Genomic DNA, 22,783 nt, shown 5'->3' on the forward strand with positions numbered 1-22,783 from the left:
TATAGATGCATAGCAATTTTGCATTCAGCTAGCTATCAAGGTATAAACTTCGCCTTGGAAATCATCCTAAAAAGGAATCACCCTTGAAAAAATTACTTTGTGCTGCCCTACTCATGATGAGCGGCGCGAGCTGGGCGGGCTCAGATTTAGAAACCTCGGGCGATGTATTGCATCTATTGCTCCCCGCAACGGCAATGGGCGCGACATTATTCTATGAAGACGGTTACGACGGCAGCTGGCAGTTAATTCAGGCGGCAGTATCGAGTCGATTAATTGTTGAAGGCCTAAAATATGGTGTGAGCAAAGACAGACCCGACGGTAGTGGCGACGATTCGTTCCCATCAGGTCATACTTCAGATAGCTTTATGGCGGCGACGTTTATTCAGCAACGTTATGGCTGGCAATATGGTTTACCCGCCTATGTCGCTGCATCGTATGTTGGCTATACCCGAGTGGCGAGCGATCAACATTACCTAGAGGATGTTTTAGCGGGTGCTGCAATTGGCGCGCTAGCGGGTTGGTATTTTACTCAACCCTATGAAGGTATTACTGTCACACCGATAGCGGGTAACGGCGTTTATGGTTTATATGTGAGTGGTCAGTTTTAAGTTTATTTTTTGAATGAATGTTAATCGAGATTTTTTATGAGTGAATTATCAGCTGTTTACCGTGAAACTGCCGAGCAGATTTCTTACAATGTCGCGAATAAAGTGCTGCCAATGGCAAAACTACCTGACGGATTATTAGCCGCATATCAAAGCCTGTGCGCCGAACTGTTGGAAGACAGAGAGGGCAAATTTAGCCAAGCTTGGGCATCCTTGCCAGCTAGCGCGCGTAATCTCATGGAACAAGCTGCATTCCATGGTTTTTATATTGCGAATGCTTGGTTGCAGTTGAGTCGTGTTGCCCAAGAGATTTCTGAGCAGGCCGATACCGATGGTGAGATCCAAGAGCAAGAATATAACGGTATCTTTACCCGTTTAGCCGATGAGTCGCTCAAAGAAAGTCTACGTAAATTGAAAAAGGCACGTACCGATCGCTCTATGCTCAATAGCTTTAAACAGGTGATGGCGCCTTAGTTTTTATTGAAATAAGCGCTGAGTCTGAAAATCAAAAAGCCCGTCACTTTGCAGTGACGGGCTTTTTGTTGGCACAAACGCTTAGCTAAAGCTGCTTTGCCACGACTCAAGTCGCGGCAACGCTATGCTTAGAACGAAGTGCGTTTGTAGCGGCGATATTCTGGACTCCAGAAATTGCCTTCAATTGACTGTTGTAAGATTTCATCGCTCATTGGTAGCGTTAACCCTTGTTCAACTGCAACTTTACCCACAGCGAAAGCGATGTGTTTACTGACCGCGTGGATATCTTCCAGTTTCGGTAATAATGGGCCGCTACCGTCGATCGCCAGTGGTGAGCATTCCGCGAGTGCGCGGCTTGATGCCATTAACATGGCATCGGAAACGTGTCGGGCACCTGAGGCTAAAACACCTAAGCCAATACCTGGGAAGATAAAGCTGTTGTTACACTGGGCAATCTCATAGGTTTCACCATCGACCACAACTGGCTCGAACGGGCTACCCGTAGCGACTAATGCTTGACCTGAAGTCCAATGCAAAATGTCTTTTGGTGTCGCTTCAACACGGCTGGTTGGGTTAGACAGTGGGAAAATAATCGGGCGGGCACAATGGCTGTGCATAGCGCGAATAATTTCTTCGGTGAATAGACCCGGTACGCCAGACACGCCAATCAGCACGGTCGGCTTAGTGTTGTTAACCACATCCAATAGCGAAATATTGTCGCTGAAATTACTCCAGTTTTGGATATTGGTGCATTTCTGCGCCAATTTTTGCTGGAATGGCAACAGGTTAGGCATGTTGTCTAACAATAAGCCCCAACGGTCAACCATGCACACTTGAGTGCGAGCTTGCTCGTCGCTGATCCCTTCGGACACCATTTGCGCCACGATAGCTTCGGCGATACCGCAACCCGCGCTACCCGCACCAAGGAAGGCAATACGTTGTTGATTTAATTCAGTACCTGCAGCTTTACAAGCGGCCAGCAATGAACCGACAGCAACGGCAGCGGTACCTTGAATATCATCGTTAAAGCAGCAATAGCGATCTTTATAACGCTCTAAGATAGGCATGGCGTTCTTTTGGGCAAAGTCTTCGAACTGGATCAAAGTGTCTGGCCAACGCACATGTACAGCTTGCATAAAGGCTTCGATAAACTCGGCGTATTCTTCGCCACCGATGCGCGGATGGCGCCAGCCCATATACATAGGATCTTCTAACAACTGCGGATTATCTGTGCCTACGTCTAAAGTGATAGGCAGAGTATAAGCCGGACTGATGCCACCACAGCTAGTGTAGAGTGATAACTTACCGATAGGGATCCCCATGCCGCCAATACCTTGATCGCCAAGGCCTAAAATACGTTCACCGTCGGTAACAACGATGATTTTAACTTTTTGGCGAGTCGAGTTATTGAGAATGTCATCGATCCTATCTTTATTCGGATAAGAGATAAACAAACCACGGTTGCGGCGATAGTTTTTCGAGAAACGTTCACAAGCCAAACCTACCGTCGGCGTATAGATGATCGGCATCATCTCGCTGATGTTATTTTGTACTAAACGATAAAATAAGGTCTCGTTAGTGTCTTGGATATTACGTAGGTAAATATGCTTGTCTAAGTCGTTGTTGAAACTTCTAAATTGATCGTAGGCGCGGGAAGCCTGCTCCTCAATCGTTTCAATGGCATAGGGAACTAAGCCTTCGAGGTTAAAGAAAATACGCTCTTCTTCAGAAAATGCACTGCCCTTGTTAATCAGCGGGGCTTCAAGAATGGCAGGTCCTGCAAACGGAAGATAGAGGGGGCGTTTATTATCGTCCATGGGTAACCTTTTGAGTTATTGTTTAAGTGGTCAATACGTGCTGTAAGTCACGTAAGGTTATCATGAAATGTGATCTTTGTTGTCCGTGGAACGAGGTATTTGTGGTTTTTTTTGCAGCAGTAAAAAAGTCAGCTGTTTTAAACAGGATTTATGAGGTACTTCAGATGGAATTGTTATGCTGTTGCTTATGCCTAAGCAACTTTAGGTATAGCTTAAATTGGATATAAAAAAACGCAGCCTAAGCTGCGTTTGATGTGACAAACTTATGTTTTGCGTTATTCACCGCGATACTTAAGTGATAAGCCGCGAATAAAGTTACGCAGGATTTGATCGCCACACTCTTTAAAATTCTTATGATCCGGATTGCGGAACAGCGCGCTCAGTTCTGATTTTGACATTTGCACTTCGGCTAGAGCCAAGGCTGCAACTATGTCTTCTTCACGCATTTCGAGGGCAACTCTGAGTTTTTTGAAGATTAAGTTATTGTTTAAACGCGATACTGGCGCTGGGATTTCTGCACCTTCACGTAGGCCACGCTTTTCGATGATAAGGCCGTCTAGGAACTGACATAGAGTGGTGTCATTACAGGCTTTGTAACCTTCTTCCTCTTCTTTGTGCAGCAGAGCAATGATCTCTTCTGTTGGCACTTCTCTTCCAGCTTTGGCAAAAATTTTAATCATTTTGGCATTGTTGAAATCAAACACGAAGCGCAAACGGCGCAAAATATCATTATTAATCATGGTCATCTCTTGGCGCGGCTGCGCTGTCTGGTTTAAGAGGCGGTATTATATACCCAAACCGCCTCAAAAGCAGAATTTAGCAGGAATTTAACGCAGCGTAGCGAATGCTATTTATGACTTTGGCATAAATAGCTGTCATGCCATCTTAGCAATCAACCTTTAATGACGTTGTACCAATAGATAAACAGTGCCGCGAAAATCAGCAGATAACTCAGGCCAAACCAAGAGAGTAGCTTCATCTTAGTGCCATATCTATCGGCTTCGGGGAGCTGTTTGCTGGTCATTAAGCGGTAGTTTAACCAAGCAAAAATGACTGTGGTCATAAAGGCCAAAATCATCACAAACTCGAGTAGCGGCAACAGTGCGCCTTTAAAGAAGAGGATCAGCAATAAGCCAAAGGCACTGATGGCGAGCATGATCCCAGTGAGGCGTTTGTCTGAACTGGCCTTTGAGGTGAGTAATTGCCAGCCCATATCTAAGGTGCGGCTGTAGCCATCGATAACGGTTACTGTGGTGCTAAAAATACAGAGAAAAGCCACAACACCAATAAGATAACGACTCTCGCCGCCCATGACTTGGCTGTAAAGGTTGATCAATTGATTAGCAAATTGCGCGCCTGAATCGGAAAAGTGCTCACCACTGCCGTGCATCACTAAGGCGCCCAAGGACAGAAACACGATCGCGAGGATCGCGGTGATGATGTAGCCTAAGTTAAAGTCGAGCAGCGCCTGCGCTTTCGTGACCGTCTGGCTTTTTTGTTTTTCGAGCAACCAGAGGGAATTCCAAGCGCTGACTTCAATCGGTGCCGGCATCCAGCCCATCATGGCGACCAGAAATCCCACATGGGCCCATTGCCAAGGTGAGGGAGAAACAAAATTGCTCGCTAATGGCTGAGCATGATCCCAAGCTAAGGTCACGGCAATTAAGGTGGTTAGGGTTAGGGCGAACATGATGATCTTAGTGAGTCTATCGAGTAGTTGATAATGGCCTAAGATCAGCAAAGCCAATGAACTCAGCAATACCAGCAGGGCTAACCAATCGATGGGAAGCGGAATAAATTGGGTCAACATAGCGGCGGTGAGCATGCAAACACCCGCAGTGCTGGCGAAGGCGGCGATCACATTCAGTCCAGTAAATAGCAGCAAATAACCTCGGCCCTGTTTGAGGTAACCGTGCAGTAAACTCTCCCCAGTGGCGGCGGTGTAGCGTGCGCCAGCGGCAAAGAAGGGATACTTAAGTAAATTCACCCCTAAAATGACCCAAGCCAATTGCCAGCCAAATTCGGCGCCCGCTCGAGTCGAGGCGACTAAATGCGATGCGCCAATCGCCGCTGCGGCCATAAGCACACCGGGCCCCATAGCTTTAATGCCAAGCGTCAGGTGTGTTATCCAAGAGGATGAAGGGGAGGTTGTCGAGGATTCTGTCATGTCGTTATTAAAAGTACCTGTTGAAAATTAATCTGGGGAATCGAACAAGCCCTTATGTTAAGGCTGCGCTCATGCTAAAGCTGTGCTAACGCTAAGTGAGTGGCTCAACATTAAAGGGAAAGTGATTGAACTGAAAGTCGTTTTATTCAATTTATCTATTTAATTTTTGGCTGAGCAAGGCTTCAATTCGTTTTAGGCTTGCTACCATCTCGACTACGTTTTGTAATAACGCATCATCAGGTTGTACAGATGGACTCGCTGGATGTGGGCGCTGAGTAAGACGTTCTTTTTGTTCTAATACGCGGGTTCTAAATTGAGGCGCATCAACTATGCCGACTAAGCTTATCAAGGCGCCTGCGCCCGATTGCCCTGCGGTTTCTACCGTGAGTTTATGCAGACCAAATAGGCGCATAATTGGGCCTTGGATCAATGCCATATCGGTAATTTTGTCCAAAGGCACTGTATTTTCGGTACGAGTTAATATTCCGCGGCGCACAATCAACTTATTACTGGTGAGCTCGGCACTCATATTACGAATATAGCGGCGAGTTCCCCACAGCCCGATTGGAAACCAAAGCAATAACAAGGGAATGCCGACTATGCTGAGGCTGAAATAGGCGGCCCCTGAAAGCAACCAATACAAACCTAGATTGGACTCAAACTCTGCTTGATGAATGATCTTGTCTTCCATGTTTCTTCCTTAAATTCTGATATTCAAGTACCACGATTTGTCTCGTTAGTTGAATTTTCTAGTGCCTAGACCTTTTTGATTCTCGCAGAAGGAAAGCATATTGTCTCAACATGTAACAAAAGTTTAACTTTCATTATGATCCCATTGACTTTGGTTTGTAACTCATTACCTTGTGTATTGTTAATTTATGGTTTTCTAATGGTTAATATAATTTTAATAAAATAGATAAAACAAGGGATATGTATGAACAGACCTCAGATTCTACCCAGTGCTTGTGCCATCGCGATTGCTTTAGCATTTGCGCCAACAATAGCCCATGCTGCCGATAAAGGCGCAGAAAAAGTTGAACGTATTGAAGTGACGGGTTCTCGTATTAAACGTACAGATATCGAAGGCCCTTCCCCGATCCAATCGATCAGCAAAGACGATATTGCTAATATGGGATTCGATAACCTACAGCAATTGCTCGAACGTATGCCTGCGAACGGTGCTGGTGCGTTTTCTACCCGTGGTAATAGCCAAGATTCAACTGCCAACGGTGGCGCGTCTATCAGTTTGCGTGGTTTAGGTCCTGATGCGACCTTAGTGTTGATTAACGGTCGTCGGGTTGCTGCGAGTGCTTTTGCTGAAGGTATTACTAATTCTTTCGTTGATATCAATAATATCCCTGTTTCAGCGATCGAACGTATCGACATACTCAAGGACGGTGCATCGGCTATTTATGGCTCTGATGCGATTGCCGGTGTGGTCAACATTATCCTGAAGAAAGACATTGAGGGTATTGAAGTCAATCTCGGCTACGGTGATGCTTCAGGTACGGGTTACGATGAAACCACTGCGAACATGGTTTGGGGGATGAAGTCTGATAAGGGCAGTGCCTCCGTTATTCTCGATTATTTTAAAAATGGTACCTTAGCTGCGACTGATTTAGGCCGTTTCGGCAGTGCAGATCAGACTCCTTATGGCGGTGAGGATTTCCGTTCTTCCCGTGGTTTTCCTGGTTATTTTTATGTTGATGGGGTGAAAACCATAGATCCAGCCTGTCCACCTGATCGGGCGACGCCAAGCGGCAGCTGTGTATTTGATTATGGGCCATATAACCTTGTTATTCCTTCTGCAGAACGAGTGGGAGCTATTGGGCAATTCGAATATCATTTCAATGATGATTTAACTGCTTTCCTTGAATTAGCTGCCCAGCACAACACGTCGGAAGCGGGCGGTGCACCAACACCTCTTGATGAGGATGCAGGCTTAACCGTACCAGGAACTCACCCAAATAACCCTTGGGGGAAAGATATTGAAATTGGTCGCTTCCGCACCGTTGATGCGGGTGCGCGTCGTTGGGATATCGAGTCTGATACTCTTCGTTTAGTCGCAGGTTTGCGTGGCGTAGTTAAAGATTGGGACTGGGAAGCTTCGGTGCAAAAAGGTCGCAGTGAGTCCACTCAAACGGGGGATCGCAGCCAAGGTTGGGTCAGAACCGATTATTTACAACGTGAAATCGATGCGGGTCGCTATAATCCTTTCGGTGGCACCATGAACTCCCAAGATGTCATTGATGACATTACCACTAGTTTAGTGCGCCAAGGTTTGTCAAACATGACTTCCTATGCAGCTAACATTTCAGGTCAAGCATTTACCCTTGCTGGTCGCGATATTATGATGGCGGCTGGAGCTGAATATCGTGAAGAAGATGTCAGCGATGTGCCCGATGAACAGTTCCAACGTGGATTGATTTTTGGTACTGAAGCAGTCTCTGCGGCGGCATCACGTGAGCAATATGCAGCTTATGTTGAATTATCTATTCCGGTAACGGATAACTTCGAGCTACAACTTGCTGGTCGTTATGATCACTATAGTGATTTTGGTTCAACGACTAACCCTAAAGTTGCCTTCCAATGGGGAGTGACTGACGAGATAACGGCGCGTGCTTCTTGGTCTACGGGTTTCCGTGCACCTTCTTTAGCACAAATAGGTCTTGGTCCATCGCGTGAAAGTAGTTTCTTCATTGATACTTACCGCTGCGCTGCTGATAGTGTTGATTGTGAAGCTTTAGATTACAACACTGAATTTGAAGGCAACTCGGAGCTGGATGCTGAGGAATCCGAAACTTGGAACGTCGGTATGATTTGGGCGCCAAGCCAGAAATTCGATGTTGGTTTTGATATCTATAGCATTACACAAGATAACAAAATCGATAAACAGCCGTTAGGCGATATCTATACCGCAAATTGTAATGATCAAAACAGCACTGTATGTGAGCGTTTAGCTCCACAGGTGGGTCAGACTTTAGGTCCAATCAGTATCATCCATTCAAGCTTTATCAACCTAAGCTCACAAGATGTGCAAGGGATGGATGTTTCGAGTCATTATGGCGTTGAGTTGGATAGCTATGGTGATCTGAAATTTGGACTTGAGTACAGTTATTTACATAGTTTCGAAAAAGATGGCCTAGATTACACCGGTGAGTACAAGTTCCCTCAACATCGCTGGTTACTTACTACTAACTGGACTATGGATAACTTTGCCGCCAACATTAATCTGAGTTATATCGGCGAGTTTGAAGATACACCAGATATCAATTTTGATGGCGTCCTCGACTTCGAAAGCAACAAGTCTCGTATGGTTGATGCTCAAATCTTAGTCGACATGTCAGGTACTTATCGCTTCAATGAAATGTTCAAACTGACATTGGGTGTAAACAACGTATTTGACGAAGAGCCACCATTTGCGATCGGTGACGGTGATACCGACCTTTACGGCTATGTTATTTCAGTACATAACCCTATGGGTCGCTACATCTACACTAAACTCACTATGAACTTCTAATATTAAGCCTACGTGCTTTATATCAAAGTGTAGTGAAATCGAAACGGCGCATTAAGCGCCGTTTTTTATGGGCAGATTTGCACTAACGCAAACTCAGTGTATCTTCGTTAGGACACGAATTAACCGGACTAAAAGGACGTTGCAATGATCACTTTATATGGCACACCGCGCAGTCGCGCATTACGAGTTGCTTGGGTGTTGGAAGAGTTGGGCGTTGATTGGGATTTTTCCTTTGTGGATATGACCAAAGGTGCGCATCGCAGCGCGGCATTTTTAGCGATAAACCCCTGCGGTAAAGTGCCTGTGCTAACTGATGATGAGCTAGTGTTATCCGAATCTGCGGCGATTTGCCTTTATCTAGCAGAAAAGTATGGCGGGGGTAAGTTGTTGCCACCCGCGGGGAGTAACGCATCGGGTTTGCACCATCAATGGGTGAGCTTCATCATTACTGAGCTTGAGCAGCCGCTTTGGACTTTGGGTAAGCATAAGTTTGCTTTACCGGAGGAGCAGCGTCATCCGCAGATCATGCCTTGTGCGGTATGGGAGTTTGATAAGGCGGCTGCATTGGCCGAAGCCATGTTGCCTGAAAGTGATTTTTTGCTCGGTGATGACGTTTCGGTGGCGGATATTTTATTGGCCCATACCTTAATGTGGGGCACATTGTTTGAACAAGCCATTCCACCTAAACTCGCCGCTTATCGCGATAGGTTGTCTGCGCTGCCGTCGCGTCAATCGGCTTTGCAGAAGATGGATGCTGTGGTGGCTGCTAAGGGTTAATCAGGCAGAGTAGCTGATTATTTTAGCCTTGAATGATTCAGGTGCATTCCCACCATTATCTGAAAATCATTATGAGAATATAAAAAGGGCAGATAGTGATATCTGCCCTTGCTGTTAATGCGAGTACTAAGCTTCTGGATTTACACGCTTATAGCTGAGTCGCGGCCCATTTAGCACGGCTTTCACGGCTTTCGCTCATTTTGGTCGGTTCACGGAAGGCTTTATAGGCTTCCACGTCCAGTGCGACTAAGCTGACGTCGACTTCTAGGACCAGTTTGCACTCTTTCTTGATGCGCCAAGCTGCCGTGTTGTACAGCTCAGTAAAAGGCAATGAACTTAAAAATTCGGGGTTGTATTGAGTGTAAGTGGCTTGAGTGGGGTACACCACGAAAGCTAAATGACGCTTAGGTTCTTTTTTAAATAATTCTTCAATGCCATCGCAGGTGTTAAGTACTTGCATCTCAATGATGTCATCAATATCGAGCAGTTTCTTTTGCGCCAGCTCAGGTGCCGCTTGTTCGCCACTTTCCCAGGCTAATACATCGGCTTCGCTATGGTTAGTTAGCGTGCCAACTTGAGCCGCACTTAAGCTCAATGATTGGCGTAAGTAGCTCATTTCGATGGCATTCAAGCCAATGTTTTTAGACATAATCGTGTTCTCAATGCAATGAAAGTAAAATTAGTATTTAATCTTTAGCCAGATTTCCTCAACCCATTCCCAGAACGACTCCCAATAGATATCGGTAAAGCCGCCGTTTTTCCAGAAATGCACTTGGCCATCTTGGTCGATACAGTAAAAGGCATCGCCCTGCTGACAAATGGCAATCATGTCCCTTGGCATGCCGATAGACCAAGCATAACAAGTGACTTCAGGCAGATAGGTGTGTGAGTAGGGATCCGATGCAGTTACTGGCTCTATCGTGCCGTAAATCACATCACTGGCATACAGCAGGTATTCTTTTAGCTCCCGCGGCAATGAAATCAGGATTTGCTCTTCGACTTCGACGAGCTGCTCAAATGTGGGTAATTCGAGTGGTACAGGAACAGTTTCGCTGCGTTCTTGGAGTTGCTCAATGATGTCGTGCATGGCGTTTCCTGCTGATAGGGCTATGGCGCGGGATTATATACCCAAACAACCTGAAGATGCAGGATTCAGCGAGAATTTAACGCACTTTAGGCAAGGCGGCTATTTGCAGACCTAGCGGGCTAAGTTAAAAATAGTCAACACTGCATAAAGTGCGTTAAAGCTCGCCAGGAAGGAGTGCCTAGGGCACTTCACTTCCGTGTTGCATCAATTCAAAAGGTGGCCGACATTCTGTCATTGATGCGCCTTGAATTGAAGCACCCTAGGCACTCTGAAACTCGTATCTTCAGGTTGCTTGGGTATCGACTTAAAAAGACGTTCGATGCGAGAGAGTGCTTTTTTTCAGCTTATTTTTAATATGGTTTTTCAGGCGCAGTAAAATATAAAAAAAGCGCTGGCACCTTTGCGGGAGACCAGCGCAACAGTGGAAACGATTGCGGGTTAAGCGACTGAGACTCTTAATAAACTGGCTTCATCGACCCGTTTATAGTTAAGCCATGCTTTGTGGTACAGCTTGTGTGATTCTTGGCGTAATTTAGCAATCTGCGCGAGTTCAAACTCACTGAGTAACCTTTGCTGTTTACGAGCATTGGCCTCAATCCTCTGCACTTTTTCATATACCTTGTGCTCTGGGCCGTTTTTGATATCGGCGATATCCTGCAAATGCAATTGCACCTCGGCAATCATGCCCGATTGGGGTAAACGCACCAGCAAGTTGAGATCGCGATAGCCAGATGCTTTGGGTTCGGCAAAGCGGTTCTTTTGTTTCACCACTTGGGTCTGCTCGTTCAAGGCTTGGTAAGCCTGCATCAGATCTTGAATGCTGTCAGTCACGATACTTGCCCTTGCCAGGTCGGTAATTTGGCTGGCGTCACCGTTAAATTTTGTCGCCACTTTATCGGCAGCTCTTTGATAACTCTTCACCGGAGGAATAATCACTTGAGTCTGTGAATGATGGGCAATTCGGGTAAGCAACTGAGCCAGCTCAGCCTGAGCATCATAGGCTTGGTGATGGAGAACGGATAAGTCATTCGAGGCTTGACGAGGCGCATCAAAGGTCTGACTGCTGAGTGCGTATAGACCTTGTAGATCGTGGCTTTGTGCCTGTCTTGCACTGTAATTACCACGTTCTGTTTTTGTGTCACTGACGTCAAGAGAATTTGCTACACCAGCGCGGCTCGATAATAAGAGTAGAAAAATAAAAAAGGTACGAAATAACTTAGTCATGCGGCCTACTTCCTTATGGGTGAGTTGTACAGGTCACCCATCCACCATAGGCTTCTTTTGCTTAATTAAAGCTGAATCAATCATTAAGACTTGTTCATCTTGCGCATGGGTTCACATTCATCACTCGGGATTGAGGAGTTTAGCCAAAAAAAATGGCGCCACCTGTGACAGTGAGCGCCATTGTTGTTGCTCAGCTTATGCAGCCGAGCGGCGATTTAAATCTGGCTTACCAAATTTTTACGCGTTTTTCTGGTGCGATATACATCGCATCACCGGGTTTCACATCATATGTGGTGTAGAACTCAGGCATGTTAGACAGAGCACCCAGAGCACGGAATTCAGCAGGTGAGTGTGGATCGGTCGCTACGCGGTTACGCATCGCTTCTTCTTTGGCTTTCGCGCGCCAAATTTGAGTGAAACCGATGAAGAAACGTTGATCGCCCGTTAAGCCATCGATGACCGGTGCTTCTTGACCATTGAGTGATTTCTTATAGGCGCGGTATGCGATAGTCACACCTGATAAGTCACCAATGTTCTCACCTAGCGTTAAACCACCGTTGACGTGCAAATCGTCAAACACAAAGTAACCGTCGTATTGTGCAATCAGCGCTTGGCCGCGGGCAGAGAACTCTTTCAAGTCTTGCTCAGTCCACCAGTCACGCATGTTGCCTTCGCCATCGAACTTAGCACCTTGGTCGTCGAAACCATGGCCCATTTCGTGACCGATAACGGCACCAATACCACCGTAGTTGACTGCATCATCAGCCGCCAAATTGAAGAATGGCGGTTGCAGAATTGCCGCAGGGAAGACGATTTCGTTCATGGTTGGGTTGTAGTAAGCATTAACCGTTTGTGGGGTCATGTGCCATTCGTCTTTGTCGATTGGCGCGCCCAGTTTGGCTAATGACTTAGCATGTTCAACTTCGCTGGCACGGATAGCGTTACCGATTAAGTCGTCAGCCTTGATGCTCAGCTTGCTGTAATCTTCCCACTTGTTCGGGTAACCGATTTTCGGGTTGAATTTTGCTAACTTATCCGCCGCAGCCACTTTAGTGCTGTCGCTCATCCAGGTTAAATCTTTGATGCTCTCGCCGTAAGCGCCACGAAGATTTTCCACCAGTGCTTGCATGCGGTCTTTGGCTTCAGGCGTGAAGTGACGTTTAACGTACACTTTGCCGACAACTTCACCCAGCATGCCGTTAACAGAGGCTACGCCACGCTTCCAACGCGGTTCTTGCTCTTCTTGACCGTTTAAGGTTTTAGAGAAGAAATCGAAGTTTTCGTTGTCCAGCGCTTCACTCAAATAGTTCGCCGCATGCGTCAGTACTTGCCATTGCATGTAGGTTTTCCAAGTGGCTAAATCGGTCGTTTTTAAAACCTCGTTCAGACCTTGGATATAGCTAGGCTGGTTAATGATGATGTCGGTTTGCTTGTCTGCGCCCAGCGCTGTTAAGTAGACAGTCCAATCGATATCCGGTGCCAGTGTTGGTAGATCTTTCACTTGATATAGATTGTAGGTTTTCGTGCTGTCGCGGTTTTCAACCACATCCCAATGCTTAGAGGCAATCGCTGTTTCTAGGGCAAGGATAGACTCAGCGCTGGCTTTAGGATTAGCAAGACCCGCAAGAGTAAACATCTTTTCTATGTGAGCGACATACGCTTTACGGATATTAACGAAACGTTCTGACTCGTTAAAATAGTAGTCTTTTTCTGGCAGGCTTAGGCCATATTGATAGAGATGAGTCGCGTAACGGCTAGAGTTTTTCGCATCGATATCGATATAAAATGCCATAGGCGTACCCGCGCCAGCGATTTGGCTGTGGGCGAAGTACTTCACTAATTCATTCTTATCTTTTAAGGCGTTAATGGCATCGAACTCACCTTGGATTGGTGTCACGCCCAGTTTGTTGAGTGTGTCAGTATCCATAAATGAACGATATAAATCGGCCACTTTTTGCTCGTCTGTGCCAACGGCCAGATTGGGCGTTGCTGCCACTTCTTCGATAATGGCTTTTACGTCGTCACGTGATTTTTCACGTAAATCGTAGAAAGCGCCAATGCTAGTGCGATCGGCTGGGATCTCAGTGTTTTTCAACCAAGTGCCGTTAACATATTTGTAGAAATCGTCCTGTGGACGAACCGCTTTATCAAAATTAGCGAATTCAATACCAGAACCCAGTACTTGAGTTACAGCAACTGCGGTGGCTGTTTTAGCGGTTTCAGGTGCTTTAACGTCGGCTGGCTTGTCATTACAGGCAGTCAGGCCTGCGATAAGTGAGGCACACAGTCCCCCAATGAGTACTTTTCTCATGTCGTTTCCTTCGAGTTTATTATTGTGCCCATTATTGGGGCTGTTATTTTTTGCAAAATGGGATTGCTTCAGGCGCAATGAACTATGTTAATGCCTTACTAGGAATCTAAACAAGGTCATTACAGTTTTTATCGCGGATTTATCTTGAGTCATATGTAACTAAAGGTTACCAGTTACAGTCTTAAGCTCATTAGCGGCAAAGTTACCGTATGCAAGCCTTTTCAGGTAAGCGAGCACTTAGCTTTCTCTTTTTTACCCGCGATTAAATTAGCTGCCTGATCGGCTTCGCGGGATTACCTGCGACTACGGTTTTAGCGGCTACATTTTTTGTAACTACGGCGCCAGCGCCTATGATGGCGTCGTCACCAATAGTGACGCCTGGCATTATGATAGCGCCGCCACCAATCCATACCCGTTTACCGACCTTAATTGCTTTCGCGGTTTCTATACCTGAGCAACGCAGCTCGGCATCGAGTGGGTGACTCGAGGTATAAAACTGTGCATTGGGGCCGACCATAGTCTGCTCACCAATAGAAATAGGCGCATTATCCTGCAAGGTGACATTCACATTGATAAACACTTTGTCAGCAAGGGATAGGTTGGCGCCATAACTGATAAAAATCGGCGTGGATATCGTTGCGGCTGGTGATTTATGGGGAATGAGCTGCTGGCAGAGTTGGCTGTACTCTGGGGTATCTTGGTCAATTATTTGATTTAATTGTCGATTCAGCCGTTGCTGCTGAGCTCGTAAACTTAATAGTTCGCTGGCAAGGCAATCATATTCTTGGCCAGTGATCATCTTTTGGAATTCAGTCATGTCATCTTTCCCTAGGGTGACTGTCGTTAATGCGTAAGGGCTAAATAGAAACACATCGCGTGCTGAGCAGCAATTCTTTGCCCTTTGAAGTGGTCGGCCTCATAATATGGCAGTTTTCTTTATTGAAGTTGAGTATTAACGTGCGTTTAGACAAATTTATCTGTGAGAGTACCCCACTGACTCGCTCATTAGCGAAAAAAGCCCTGCATCGCGGTGACATCACTTGCGATGGCATAGTCGTCAAAGACTCGGGCTTTAAAGTGACTGAAGGTATGCGTGTTTGTCTCGAGGGCGAGCCTATTGCCTTAGTGGGCGTACGTTATTTAATGCTCAACAAACCGGTCGACACCATTTGTTCAACGATTGATGAAACCTATCCATCGGTATTGAGCTTAGTGGATGTGCCCAAGCCTGAAACCTTGCACATTGCTGGTCGTTTAGATGCTGATACCACAGGGCTAGTGCTGATCACTACCGACGGCCTGTGGTCGCATAAAATCACTTCACCGAAGAAAGAATGCGGTAAACGCTATTTAGTGCAACTCGCCGATCCTGTGGATGCCGGCTTGATTGCAATATTTGCCGCTGGCGTTGAATTACGCGGTGAAGATGGCTTAACTAAGCCTGCATTGCTGGAGATTATTGAGCCGCAATTAGTGCGACTCACCATCACTGAAGGTAAGTACCATCAAGTGAAACGTATGTTTGCTGCTGTGGGCAACCACGTGCAAGGGTTACACCGTGAAAGTGTGGGCCAAATTGAATTAGATCCCGCCTTAGCGCTAGGTGAATGGCGTTATTTGACCGCCGAAGAAATAGCATCAGTTTAACTCAAGGAATCTACAGAAATGCCGCCCGAGTTTGACTCGTGGCGGCATTTTTATTGGTGCGATAAAATCTGACTGATTACTGCTTCTTTAAAACCAAATCACCGCTGATAGTGTTCATTTTTACACTGGCTGCACCCGAACCGGTTTGGAATGACAGCTCGGCGCGTGGCACGTATTTCTGCTTTTTAGGTTCATCTTGGGTTAAGGTATTTTTGATCTTGCCACCTGGGCCGCCGTCTAAGTCAAAGCTGGCATCTGGCATATCGGCAAAAGTCACTATGATATCGCCACTCACACTTTCTAAATTAGCTCTGTTGAAGTTTTTCGCCAGTGACACTTTTGAGTCACCGCTGACGGTTCTGAGTAGGATTTCCTTAGCGAGGCTAAAGTTAGCATTCACTTCGCCAGAAACTTGTTCAACCATCACTTTTTCGGCCTGAGTTTGACTTTTTAAGTCACCACTTACGAGGCGATAGTTCATTTCTCCTTTACTGTCAGTGTCTTGAATCGTGCCTGATACTGTCTCTAATTTCACTTTACCATCGAGTGCTTGAGTGATGATGTCGCCTGAGACTGTGTGCAACTCAGGTTTGCCACTGAGGTTGTTAGCTTTGATATCGCCACTGACGGTATTCAAATCGAGTTCACCTTGAGCTTCGGCGACTTGCAGATTTGCTGAAATAGTATCCGCACTGAGTTTTACTGTCTTTGGCACTTTAATGGTGAGCTGCGTGCCTTTGTCATTACTGCCATTGTAGTGGCGGGGCATTTTGTCTTCGATATTCAGACTGTTTCCCTGTTGCTCAAACACAAAGCCTTCGCTCAATTCATCGAGTGTGCCTGTGACGCTGACTTCACTCTTATCCCAGGTTTGAATCGTCACATCGCCGCGCTGGACTTTGATCTGCAGTTGGGTGTCGCTGCTAATATTAAGCTGTTTATCAACACTTTGCGCTGCGAACACATTGCCCATCAAACCTAAATAGAGTGTCGAAACCAATAGACTGGCTTTAGTGAGATTGAGGTTACTCATAGGGTGTTTCCTTGTGTCGAGTTTCTAATGGGTAGTTTTTGGCCCTGTTGCAATAGGTCGAGCTCACGTTGCTGCACCCAAAGCCAGAGTTGCCAAAGTTGTTTATCGGTTGGATTTGCTTGTAAAGCTTGGTAAATCTGGGTTGCCGCGCGTCTTAGTTCCGTCAAACCTTGCTCAACGGGCGCGCTGAAACTGCTGGTCTGCCAAGCTAGCGCATTCGTTGTCTGCTCTAGGTTATCCACTTGCGCTTGGTGCGATGCCGCGATTTGGGTTAACAGTAACTGTAAGGCCGCATCCCCTTGTTGCTCTGGCATAGCTGAGTTTTGGGCAAGCTCTGTCTGCTGTGTGGTTAATTGATTGAAATAAGGCAATTGGCTATATCCCAATGCCACTAGCATGATAAAAGAGGCTGCTATCGCCCACTGTCGGCCGTTCTGGGATTGGCGTGTTTGGGAAACCAGCGGTTTGTCCATACGCTTTTCAATGCCTTGCCACAGATCATGGGTGGGCGACATTTCTTTGGGAGCGCTATTGATCAGTTGCTCAAGCTGTTGTTCACGGGAAAGCGGCGTTAATGTCATTACAGCATCTCCTGTAGTAGTTGCTTAGCTCTGTGGTATTGGGTCTTGCTAGTGCCGACGGCAATGCCAAGTAAGTCAGCGATTTCATCGTGTTGATAACCTTCGATGGCGCAGAGTACGAACACCATGCGTGCCCGCTGCGGCAGTTTGAAAATCAACTTATCTAATCCGCTATAACTTTCATCTGAACTCATAGGTTCAGTCTCATTTTCCAGCGGAATAAATCGTGCCCAGAATGATTGTTGTTTACGAATACTGCTCAAGGCTTGATTGACACAAATGCTGTGTAACCAAGTCGAAAACTGACTCTCACCTCGAAATTGCGGCAACTTCTGCCACACTAAAATAAAACACTCTTGGGTAATTTCTTCCGCCATAGTTTTATGGCCGCAAAGGCGCAGTGATAGGGCATAAATACGTTGGTGATGGCTCTGATACAGCAGTTTAAATGCGGCTCTGTTGCCTTGGCTGGCTAAGGTGGCCAGTTCAAAGTCAGACATTGCGCTATTGAGTGGGAGTATCCCTGCCGTCACTGTCATTCCCTGCCATAATTATTAAGTGTTGTAGTTTTGACGCACTGAATGCAGCAAAAGGTTTGGAACTGTAAAAAATATATTTTATTAAGATTCATTATCCAGCGTAACATTTTTGTAATCTGTAGTAGAATCCGCCCGAAAATATACAGTTAAGCTGATGAAGTTATTCATTTTATACCAGTTGGTATGGTGATGTTTATATCGGCGTTGAGACGGTATATTTAACAAAATTAACACGCATTACTTTGAAAAATATGTCGGCATCATCTTGATGAACTAAGCTAAAAATAATGAGGTGCTTTCGATATGTGAGCTTTAATTCACAAGCTACTTAGGTATTGGATATGAACTTTTCATGTATTGCTACACTTGCGCTGTTAAAGGCCTAATTTACAGCTATCTTTTTAAGATAGATTATTTATTCGGGGACTTTCTATGTTTATCCGCTCAAAGTTGTTACTCAGTGCAGCTGTGTCTATTTCGGCATTAGTTGCCATGTTTGGATTACAACTCCATTCAAATTCGGTTAAGTCTGAGCTCTCCCATGCCGCTCAAAGTGTGCTTGAGTTAGAGCGTGACGTCTTAATTCTGCGTAAAAACGAAAAAGATTTCTTCGCTCGCAAGGATTTAAAATATGCAGAGCTACATAAGCAAAGCCACATGGCAATCGACGGCATTGTCCCCGAGTTAGAGAAAGTCTTTAAAGAATATGGCGTGTCCAAGGCATCGCTTGAAAGTTTCGACAGTAATTTAAATCAGTATCAAGTTGCTTTCTCTGAAGTGGTGCAGCTACAGCAGGAGATTGGCTTAACACCCAAAACGGGGTTGTACGGCACATTGCGTTCGGCGGTGCACAATGTTGAAACGCTGCTTAAGCAATATAATCAGCTCGAACTCGAAGTGGCTATGCTGCAACTGAGACGTAATGAAAAAGATTTTATGCTGCGCCGTGAGCTAAGTTATGTTGAAACCTTCGATGCCAATATTGGCAAGTTCAATGACAAGCTGCGTTCTTCGAGCTTAGATGCTGATACTCAAAATAAAATTGCAGAGCTTATTACTCAGTATCAGAAAGATTTTAAAAGCTTAACCAATAAAGAGCAGCAACTCGGTTTGACCGAGAAAGATGGCACTATGGCGCGTCTTGTCGCGGCCAACCTACAAATTGAAAGCAGCGCGAATGACTTACATAACCTAGCGCTTAAGGCGATTGATGATGCTGAGAGCAGCAGCGTTAATGTAGGTATTGCTGTGTTTATCTTTATCACGTTGCTGCTATCTTTCATCACCTATCTGATTATCCGCAGTATCATCGCGCCGGTTGAGCGTATCACGCAGATCATTGCTCGCATCGAAGTGAGTAAAGATCTGACTTTGAGATGCGATGCGTCCACGCAAGATGAACTTGGCGAAATTGCACAGCACTTCAATAGTATGGTGAGTAGCTTCCAGCAACTGATTGAGCAAGTGATTGAGTCGGTCGCGACAATTAACACCTCCTGTAAGCGCGTATCCGAAAATGCCATGCTTGCCTCTGAAGGCGTAGGTCAACAGCTCAATGAGACTGACATGGTTGCAACGGCGATCACTGAAATGGGCGCAACCATTGACGAAATTGCTAAAACAACTGAGTTAGCGGCATCAAAAGCTGGCCAGACCCACGATAATGCGCAAAGTGGCCAATTAGAAGTCGAGCAAACGATTCATAAAATCCAGTCACTTGCTGAGCAGCTCAATAGCTCTGCTGCGGTCGTTAATGAGCTGGAACGTGACAGCGAGACAATCGGTAGCGTGTTAGATGTGATCCGCGGTATTGCTGAGCAGACCAACCTCTTGGCCTTGAATGCGGCGATTGAAGCGGCGCGTGCGGGTGAGCAGGGCCGTGGTTTTGCCGTGGTTGCCGATGAAGTGCGTAACTTAGCGATGCGGACTCAATCGTCAACTCAAGAGATTGCGAACATTATTCAGACCTTACAGACGCGTACTCGCTCGATTGTGCAATTGATGGAATCGAGCCAAAAACAAGGCGTTGAGAGTGCGGAGCAGGCTGCTAGTGCTGGTGCGTTACTCAAGCTTATTAATACCGATGTGCGTAACATCATGGACATGAGTACTCAAATTGCCGCGGCGATTGAAGAGCAAAGCATGGTGGCGGCCGAAGTGAACAAGAACGTGGTGGTGATCCGCGATATCGCCGAAGAATCCTCCCATGCGGCAGATGCCAATGCGTCGGCATCGGATGAGCTGAAAGCGCAGGCTGAATTCTTATTCCGTGCGGTCAGTAATTTTAAAATCTAATATTTAAAAGCCAACTCTAATCTAATGAGCAGAAGCTAGCTTAGAAAATACACTAACAAAAACGCACTCCGAGGAGTGCGTTTTTATGTCTGAGTGATTAGCTCTGCAAGCTTAGTGATTCGTTAAAACAGCACACTGTGCATTGGAACCACTCAGATTAGTCAGAACGTTCAGTGACTATGATAAGTGACAGAACTATTAGTGACGGAACATGGCAGAAATAGACTCTTCGTTGCTTACGCGACGAATTGCCTCGGCCAGTACCGCAGACATAGTTAACTGAGTCACTTTAGCCACTTTCAACATTTCTGGGCTTAAAGGAACAGTGTCAGTCACAATCACTTCATCAATCACTGAGTTAGCGATATTTTCAGCCGCTTTGCCAGAGAACACTGGGTGAGTTGCGTAAGCAAATACGCGGTTCGCACCATGTTCTTTTAAGGCTTCAGCCGCTTTACACAGAGTGCCGCCTGTGTCGATCATATCGTCAACGATAATGCAGTCACGACCTTGAACATCACCAATGATGTGCATAACTTGAGCAACGTTTGCTTGTGGGCGACGTTTATCAATGATCGCTAAATCAGAATCATCCAACAGTTTTGCTACTGCGCGAGCGCGAACAACACCACCGATGTCTGGAGAAACAACGACTGGATTATCTAAGTTCTTCGCTAACATATCTTCTAGCAGCACTGGGCTACCGAATACGTTATCAACGGGAACGTCGAAGAAACCTTGGATTTGCTCAGCGTGCAGGTCACAGGTCAGAACGCGGTCAACACCCACGCTAGACAGGAAATCGGCAACGACTTTTGCAGTAATCGGTACACGGGCGCTACGAACGCGACGGTCTTGACGAGCATAACCAAAGTAAGGAATAACGGCTGTGATACGGCCAGCAGATGCACGGCGCAGCGCGTCAACCATCACGATGAGTTCCATCAGGTTGTCGTTTGTCGGCGCGCAAGTGGATTGGATGATGAACACATCGGCACCACGTACATTTTCGTTAATTTGGACACTGATTTCACCATCGCTGAAACGACCAACCACTGCGTCTCCGAGTTTGCAAAATAGACGATCGGCTATCTTTTTAGCGAGACTGGGGGTGGCGTTCCCAGCAAAGAGCTTGATGTCGGGCACTGTATGAACCTCAGGCGTTTGCTTTATATTTTAGTGGCTAGAGTAACGACGATATAGGGACGGGAGGAACCCGAGGCGTTATCGTTAAGTGGTTACCCTAGAAGAAAGTAGTTTAAGGGTGACTGAGTCGCGTGATGAGCGGCGAAAGATTCATCCCTTGTGCAACAAATCCTTGCATTTCAGACGGTAATTTCGCCAAGGCTGCGAGAGCTTGTTGCTGTTGTGTGAATTCCCCGAACACGCATGCGCCTGTTCCTGTCATTCTCGACGGCGCATATTCTAGCAGCCAGCCTAATGCCTTGGCAACTTGAGGGTATTTAGAAACGACTAGTTTTTGACAATCATTTGCCCAAGGTTGGCTCATTAAGGTATCTATGGCCAGTTTCGGGGTATCACGCGGTAAAAGTGGATCTTGGAATACGTCGGCGGTGGAAACATGGGCATCGGGTGCTATGACTAAGTACCAAGGCTCACTCGGATTTACTGCTTGTAAGCGTTCACCCACACCTTCGGCAAAAGCGGCGAAACCATGAATAAAAACAGGAATATCGGCACCCAATTTAAGGCCGATTTTAGCCAATTCTTCGGTCGATAATTGGGTATGCCATAACTTGTTCAATGCCACTAATGTGGTCGCAGCATCGGACGAGCCGCCGCCTAAACCGCCGCCCATGGGTAGCCGTTTATCCAGCCAGATCTCAGCGCCACCGTTAAAGCCCGTGGTTTGCTGTAATGATTTTGCGGCTCGCAGAATTAAGTTATCGCTGTCAGCGACAACGCCCGACATATTGGAGTGCAAAATCAGTTCAGGGGTTTCAGTGACCTTAAAATCGAGCATGTCGCAGCAATCGATAAACTGAAACAAGGTTTGCAGTTCGTGGTAACCGTCGGCGCGGCGGCCATTAATGTGTAAAAACAAGTTGAGCTTGGCTGGCGCAGGCCAATTGCGGGAAATTGCAGCGGGCATGTTAAGGTTGTTCTCCGACTAAGATCGCGGGCTTGCCAAGAGCTTGCCATTGATTCAGTTGTAGTTTGAGTTGTAAATCACCACGTTCAAGCTTTAATTGATGGGGCACACTGGCGCCGCTCTGGGATTGCCAACTTAAAAATGCGACCTGCCAAGGTGGCGGGGTTTGAGTATTGGTTAGCTGTTTAGGTTTGCCTTGGCTATCGCGTACGATGACCTGATCATTGGGGCCAACTTGGCCTGTGATCCACAAAGGTAAATCGGCCAAGGGGATGGACCAACCGCTGACACGCTCGAGTAAACGTTGGGCATTATCGTCGCGAAAGTCTTTGCCATCGATATGCAAATGGGCCGAGTTCGGGGTTGAGTTAAGCGTCAACACAGTCGTACCTAGCATTGTGGTGAGTGTCAGTTCGTCGCGATCTTCACTGTGGCGCCAGTAGATATTAGCGCTGAGCTTATCGTCGGGGGTTTTTATCGCCAGTTTTCCCTGTAATTCCCAAGCGGTTGCTTGGCGCGCATCCGTGACTGTGATTGGGCTTAGGTCAGTCATCGGCGGCAAGGTTTCACACCCCGCCAGCAAGAGTAGGGCG

General features: G+C 46.4%; 21 protein-coding genes. 6 read left to right on the forward strand and 15 right to left on the reverse strand.

All coding sequences use genetic code 11. The annotated features are described in order from the left end of the window. Positions 1–83: 83 nt before the first annotated feature. Both BM607_RS09530 and BM607_RS09535 read left to right on the forward strand, forming a co-directional pair. Positions 84–608 (forward strand): phosphatase PAP2 family protein, encoded by a 525-nt coding sequence (locus tag BM607_RS09530; RefSeq protein WP_011845810.1) that lies wholly within the window; start codon positions 84–86, stop codon positions 606–608. A 36-nt stretch (positions 609–644) separates the two neighbouring features. Then, positions 645–1,079, forward strand: coding sequence for a DUF3069 domain-containing protein (locus BM607_RS09535; protein WP_006084096.1), 435 nt, complete (start codon positions 645–647; stop codon positions 1,077–1,079). Positions 1,080–1,207: 128 nt separating this feature from the next. On the opposite strand, the gene BM607_RS09540 is transcribed toward BM607_RS09535, so the two are convergent. From BM607_RS09540 to BM607_RS09555, 4 genes are all read right to left on the reverse strand, one after another. After that, positions 1,208–2,896, reverse strand: coding sequence for an NAD-dependent malic enzyme (locus BM607_RS09540; protein ID WP_011845811.1), 1,689 nt, complete (start codon positions 2,894–2,896; stop codon positions 1,208–1,210). A 275-nt stretch (positions 2,897–3,171) separates the two neighbouring features. Continuing rightward, a complete protein-coding gene (locus tag BM607_RS09545; RefSeq protein WP_006080239.1) occupies positions 3,172–3,636 on the reverse strand; it encodes a DUF1456 family protein in 465 nt (154 codons plus the stop codon). Between the two features lie 152 nt (positions 3,637–3,788). Then, positions 3,789–5,063, reverse strand: coding sequence for an Nramp family divalent metal transporter (locus BM607_RS09550; RefSeq protein WP_071938563.1), 1,275 nt, complete (start codon positions 5,061–5,063; stop codon positions 3,789–3,791). 151 nt (positions 5,064–5,214) lie between these two features. After that, on the reverse strand, positions 5,215–5,754 hold the full coding sequence (locus tag BM607_RS09555; protein ID WP_006084092.1) for a PH domain-containing protein: 540 nt from the start codon (positions 5,752–5,754) through the stop codon (positions 5,215–5,217). A 243-nt stretch (positions 5,755–5,997) separates the two neighbouring features. Here BM607_RS09555 and BM607_RS09560 point away from each other — a divergent pair, with 243 nt between their 5' ends. Both BM607_RS09560 and BM607_RS09565 read left to right on the forward strand, forming a co-directional pair. Continuing rightward, on the forward strand, positions 5,998–8,583 hold the full coding sequence (locus tag BM607_RS09560) for a TonB-dependent receptor (RefSeq protein WP_006084091.1): 2,586 nt from the start codon (positions 5,998–6,000) through the stop codon (positions 8,581–8,583). 144 nt (positions 8,584–8,727) lie between these two features. Continuing rightward, positions 8,728–9,360 (forward strand): glutathione S-transferase family protein, encoded by a 633-nt coding sequence (locus tag BM607_RS09565; protein ID WP_006084090.1) that lies wholly within the window; start codon positions 8,728–8,730, stop codon positions 9,358–9,360. A 148-nt stretch (positions 9,361–9,508) separates the two neighbouring features. Here BM607_RS09565 and BM607_RS09570 read toward each other — a convergent pair whose 3' ends face one another. The 5 genes from BM607_RS09570 to BM607_RS09595 all read right to left on the reverse strand — a co-directional run bounded on the left by BM607_RS09570 (position 9,509) and on the right by BM607_RS09595 (position 14,799). Continuing rightward, positions 9,509–10,009 carry a DUF4447 family protein gene (locus BM607_RS09570; protein ID WP_006084089.1) on the reverse strand — a complete coding sequence of 167 codons (501 nt, stop codon included), beginning with the start codon at positions 10,007–10,009 and terminating at the stop codon, positions 9,509–9,511. Between the two features lie 30 nt (positions 10,010–10,039). Then, a complete protein-coding gene (locus tag BM607_RS09575) occupies positions 10,040–10,447 on the reverse strand; it encodes an SMI1/KNR4 family protein (RefSeq protein WP_011845817.1) in 408 nt (135 codons plus the stop codon). A gap of 438 nt (positions 10,448–10,885) precedes the next feature. Then, the gene (locus BM607_RS09585; protein WP_071938562.1) at positions 10,886–11,671 is read right to left on the reverse strand and encodes a RelA/SpoT domain-containing protein; all 786 of its coding nucleotides are present in this window, start codon (positions 11,669–11,671) and stop codon (positions 10,886–10,888) included. A 226-nt stretch (positions 11,672–11,897) separates the two neighbouring features. Beyond that, complete coding sequence (locus BM607_RS09590) at positions 11,898–13,982, reverse strand: M13-type metalloendopeptidase (protein WP_071938561.1); 2,085 nt, start codon at positions 13,980–13,982, stop codon at positions 11,898–11,900. A gap of 262 nt (positions 13,983–14,244) precedes the next feature. After that, entirely contained in the window at positions 14,245–14,799 is a 555-nt protein-coding gene (locus BM607_RS09595; RefSeq protein ID WP_071938560.1) for a sugar O-acetyltransferase, read from the reverse strand. 77 nt (positions 14,800–14,876) lie between these two features. Here BM607_RS09595 and rsuA point away from each other — a divergent pair, with 77 nt between their 5' ends. After that, a complete protein-coding gene (gene rsuA / locus BM607_RS09600; RefSeq protein ID WP_071938776.1) occupies positions 14,877–15,629 on the forward strand; it encodes a 16S rRNA pseudouridine(516) synthase RsuA in 753 nt (250 codons plus the stop codon). A gap of 76 nt (positions 15,630–15,705) precedes the next feature. Here the strand turns inward: rsuA and BM607_RS09605 are convergent, their stop codons facing one another. Genes BM607_RS09605 through BM607_RS09615 form a run of 3 tightly spaced genes read right to left on the reverse strand, consistent with a single transcriptional unit; the run spans position 15,706 to position 17,776 of the window. Next, entirely contained in the window at positions 15,706–16,662 is a 957-nt protein-coding gene (locus BM607_RS09605) for a DUF4097 family beta strand repeat-containing protein (RefSeq protein ID WP_071938559.1), read from the reverse strand. Continuing rightward, complete coding sequence (locus BM607_RS09610; protein WP_071938558.1) at positions 16,659–17,243, reverse strand: anti-sigma factor; 585 nt, start codon at positions 17,241–17,243, stop codon at positions 16,659–16,661. The genes BM607_RS09605 and BM607_RS09610 overlap by 4 nt, the downstream gene beginning before the upstream one ends. Further along, the gene (locus BM607_RS09615) at positions 17,243–17,776 is read right to left on the reverse strand and encodes an RNA polymerase sigma factor (protein ID WP_071938775.1); all 534 of its coding nucleotides are present in this window, start codon (positions 17,774–17,776) and stop codon (positions 17,243–17,245) included. The genes BM607_RS09610 and BM607_RS09615 overlap by 1 nt, the downstream gene beginning before the upstream one ends. Before the next feature lie 438 nt (positions 17,777–18,214). Between BM607_RS09615 and BM607_RS09620 the strand changes: the two genes are divergently transcribed. Further along, complete coding sequence (locus BM607_RS09620) at positions 18,215–20,077, forward strand: methyl-accepting chemotaxis protein (RefSeq protein WP_014615394.1); 1,863 nt, start codon at positions 18,215–18,217, stop codon at positions 20,075–20,077. A 198-nt stretch (positions 20,078–20,275) separates the two neighbouring features. On the opposite strand, the gene BM607_RS09625 is transcribed toward BM607_RS09620, so the two are convergent. From BM607_RS09625 to lolB, 3 genes are all read right to left on the reverse strand, one after another. After that, positions 20,276–21,223, reverse strand: a complete 948-nt coding sequence (locus BM607_RS09625; protein ID WP_006080255.1) for a ribose-phosphate pyrophosphokinase — start codon at positions 21,221–21,223, stop codon at positions 20,276–20,278. A 112-nt stretch (positions 21,224–21,335) separates the two neighbouring features. Continuing rightward, the gene (gene ispE / locus BM607_RS09630) at positions 21,336–22,190 is read right to left on the reverse strand and encodes a 4-(cytidine 5'-diphospho)-2-C-methyl-D-erythritol kinase (protein WP_006080256.1); all 855 of its coding nucleotides are present in this window, start codon (positions 22,188–22,190) and stop codon (positions 21,336–21,338) included. A gap of 1 nt (position 22,191) precedes the next feature. Continuing rightward, a partial coding sequence (gene lolB, locus BM607_RS09635) for a lipoprotein insertase outer membrane protein LolB (RefSeq protein WP_249269577.1) occupies positions 22,192–22,783 on the reverse strand: 592 nt, incomplete at its 5' end.

The sequence above is a fragment of the Shewanella sp. SACH genome, from assembly GCF_001887095.2.
Taxonomy (GTDB): Bacteria; Pseudomonadota; Gammaproteobacteria; order Enterobacterales; family Shewanellaceae; genus Shewanella; species Shewanella baltica.

Coding starts and splice junctions, on each gene's coding strand:
- BM607_RS09570 (WP_006084089.1), bottom strand. CDS start 10,009: ATGTCTAAAAACATTGGCTTGAATGCCATCGAAATGAGCTACTTACGC.
- BM607_RS09590 (WP_071938561.1), bottom strand. CDS start 13,982: ATGAGAAAAGTACTCATTGGGGGACTGTGTGCCTCACTTATCGCAGGC.
- BM607_RS09620 (WP_014615394.1), top strand. CDS start 18,215: ATGTTTATCCGCTCAAAGTTGTTACTCAGTGCAGCTGTGTCTATTTCG.
- BM607_RS09595 (WP_071938560.1), bottom strand. CDS start 14,799: ATGACTGAATTCCAAAAGATGATCACTGGCCAAGAATATGATTGCCTT.
- BM607_RS09555 (WP_006084092.1), bottom strand. CDS start 5,754: ATGGAAGACAAGATCATTCATCAAGCAGAGTTTGAGTCCAATCTAGGT.
- BM607_RS09550 (WP_071938563.1), bottom strand. CDS start 5,063: ATGACAGAATCCTCGACAACCTCCCCTTCATCCTCTTGGATAACACAC.
- BM607_RS09565 (WP_006084090.1), top strand. CDS start 8,728: ATGATCACTTTATATGGCACACCGCGCAGTCGCGCATTACGAGTTGCT.
- BM607_RS09560 (WP_006084091.1), top strand. CDS start 5,998: ATGAACAGACCTCAGATTCTACCCAGTGCTTGTGCCATCGCGATTGCT.
- ispE (WP_006080256.1), bottom strand. CDS start 22,190: ATGCCCGCTGCAATTTCCCGCAATTGGCCTGCGCCAGCCAAGCTCAAC.
- BM607_RS09535 (WP_006084096.1), top strand. CDS start 645: ATGAGTGAATTATCAGCTGTTTACCGTGAAACTGCCGAGCAGATTTCT.
- BM607_RS09575 (WP_011845817.1), bottom strand. CDS start 10,447: ATGCACGACATCATTGAGCAACTCCAAGAACGCAGCGAAACTGTTCCT.
- BM607_RS09610 (WP_071938558.1), bottom strand. CDS start 17,243: ATGACATTAACGCCGCTTTCCCGTGAACAACAGCTTGAGCAACTGATC.
- BM607_RS09585 (WP_071938562.1), bottom strand. CDS start 11,671: ATGACTAAGTTATTTCGTACCTTTTTTATTTTTCTACTCTTATTATCG.
- BM607_RS09540 (WP_011845811.1), bottom strand. CDS start 2,896: ATGGACGATAATAAACGCCCCCTCTATCTTCCGTTTGCAGGACCTGCC.
- BM607_RS09605 (WP_071938559.1), bottom strand. CDS start 16,662: ATGAGTAACCTCAATCTCACTAAAGCCAGTCTATTGGTTTCGACACTC.
- BM607_RS09545 (WP_006080239.1), bottom strand. CDS start 3,636: ATGATTAATAATGATATTTTGCGCCGTTTGCGCTTCGTGTTTGATTTC.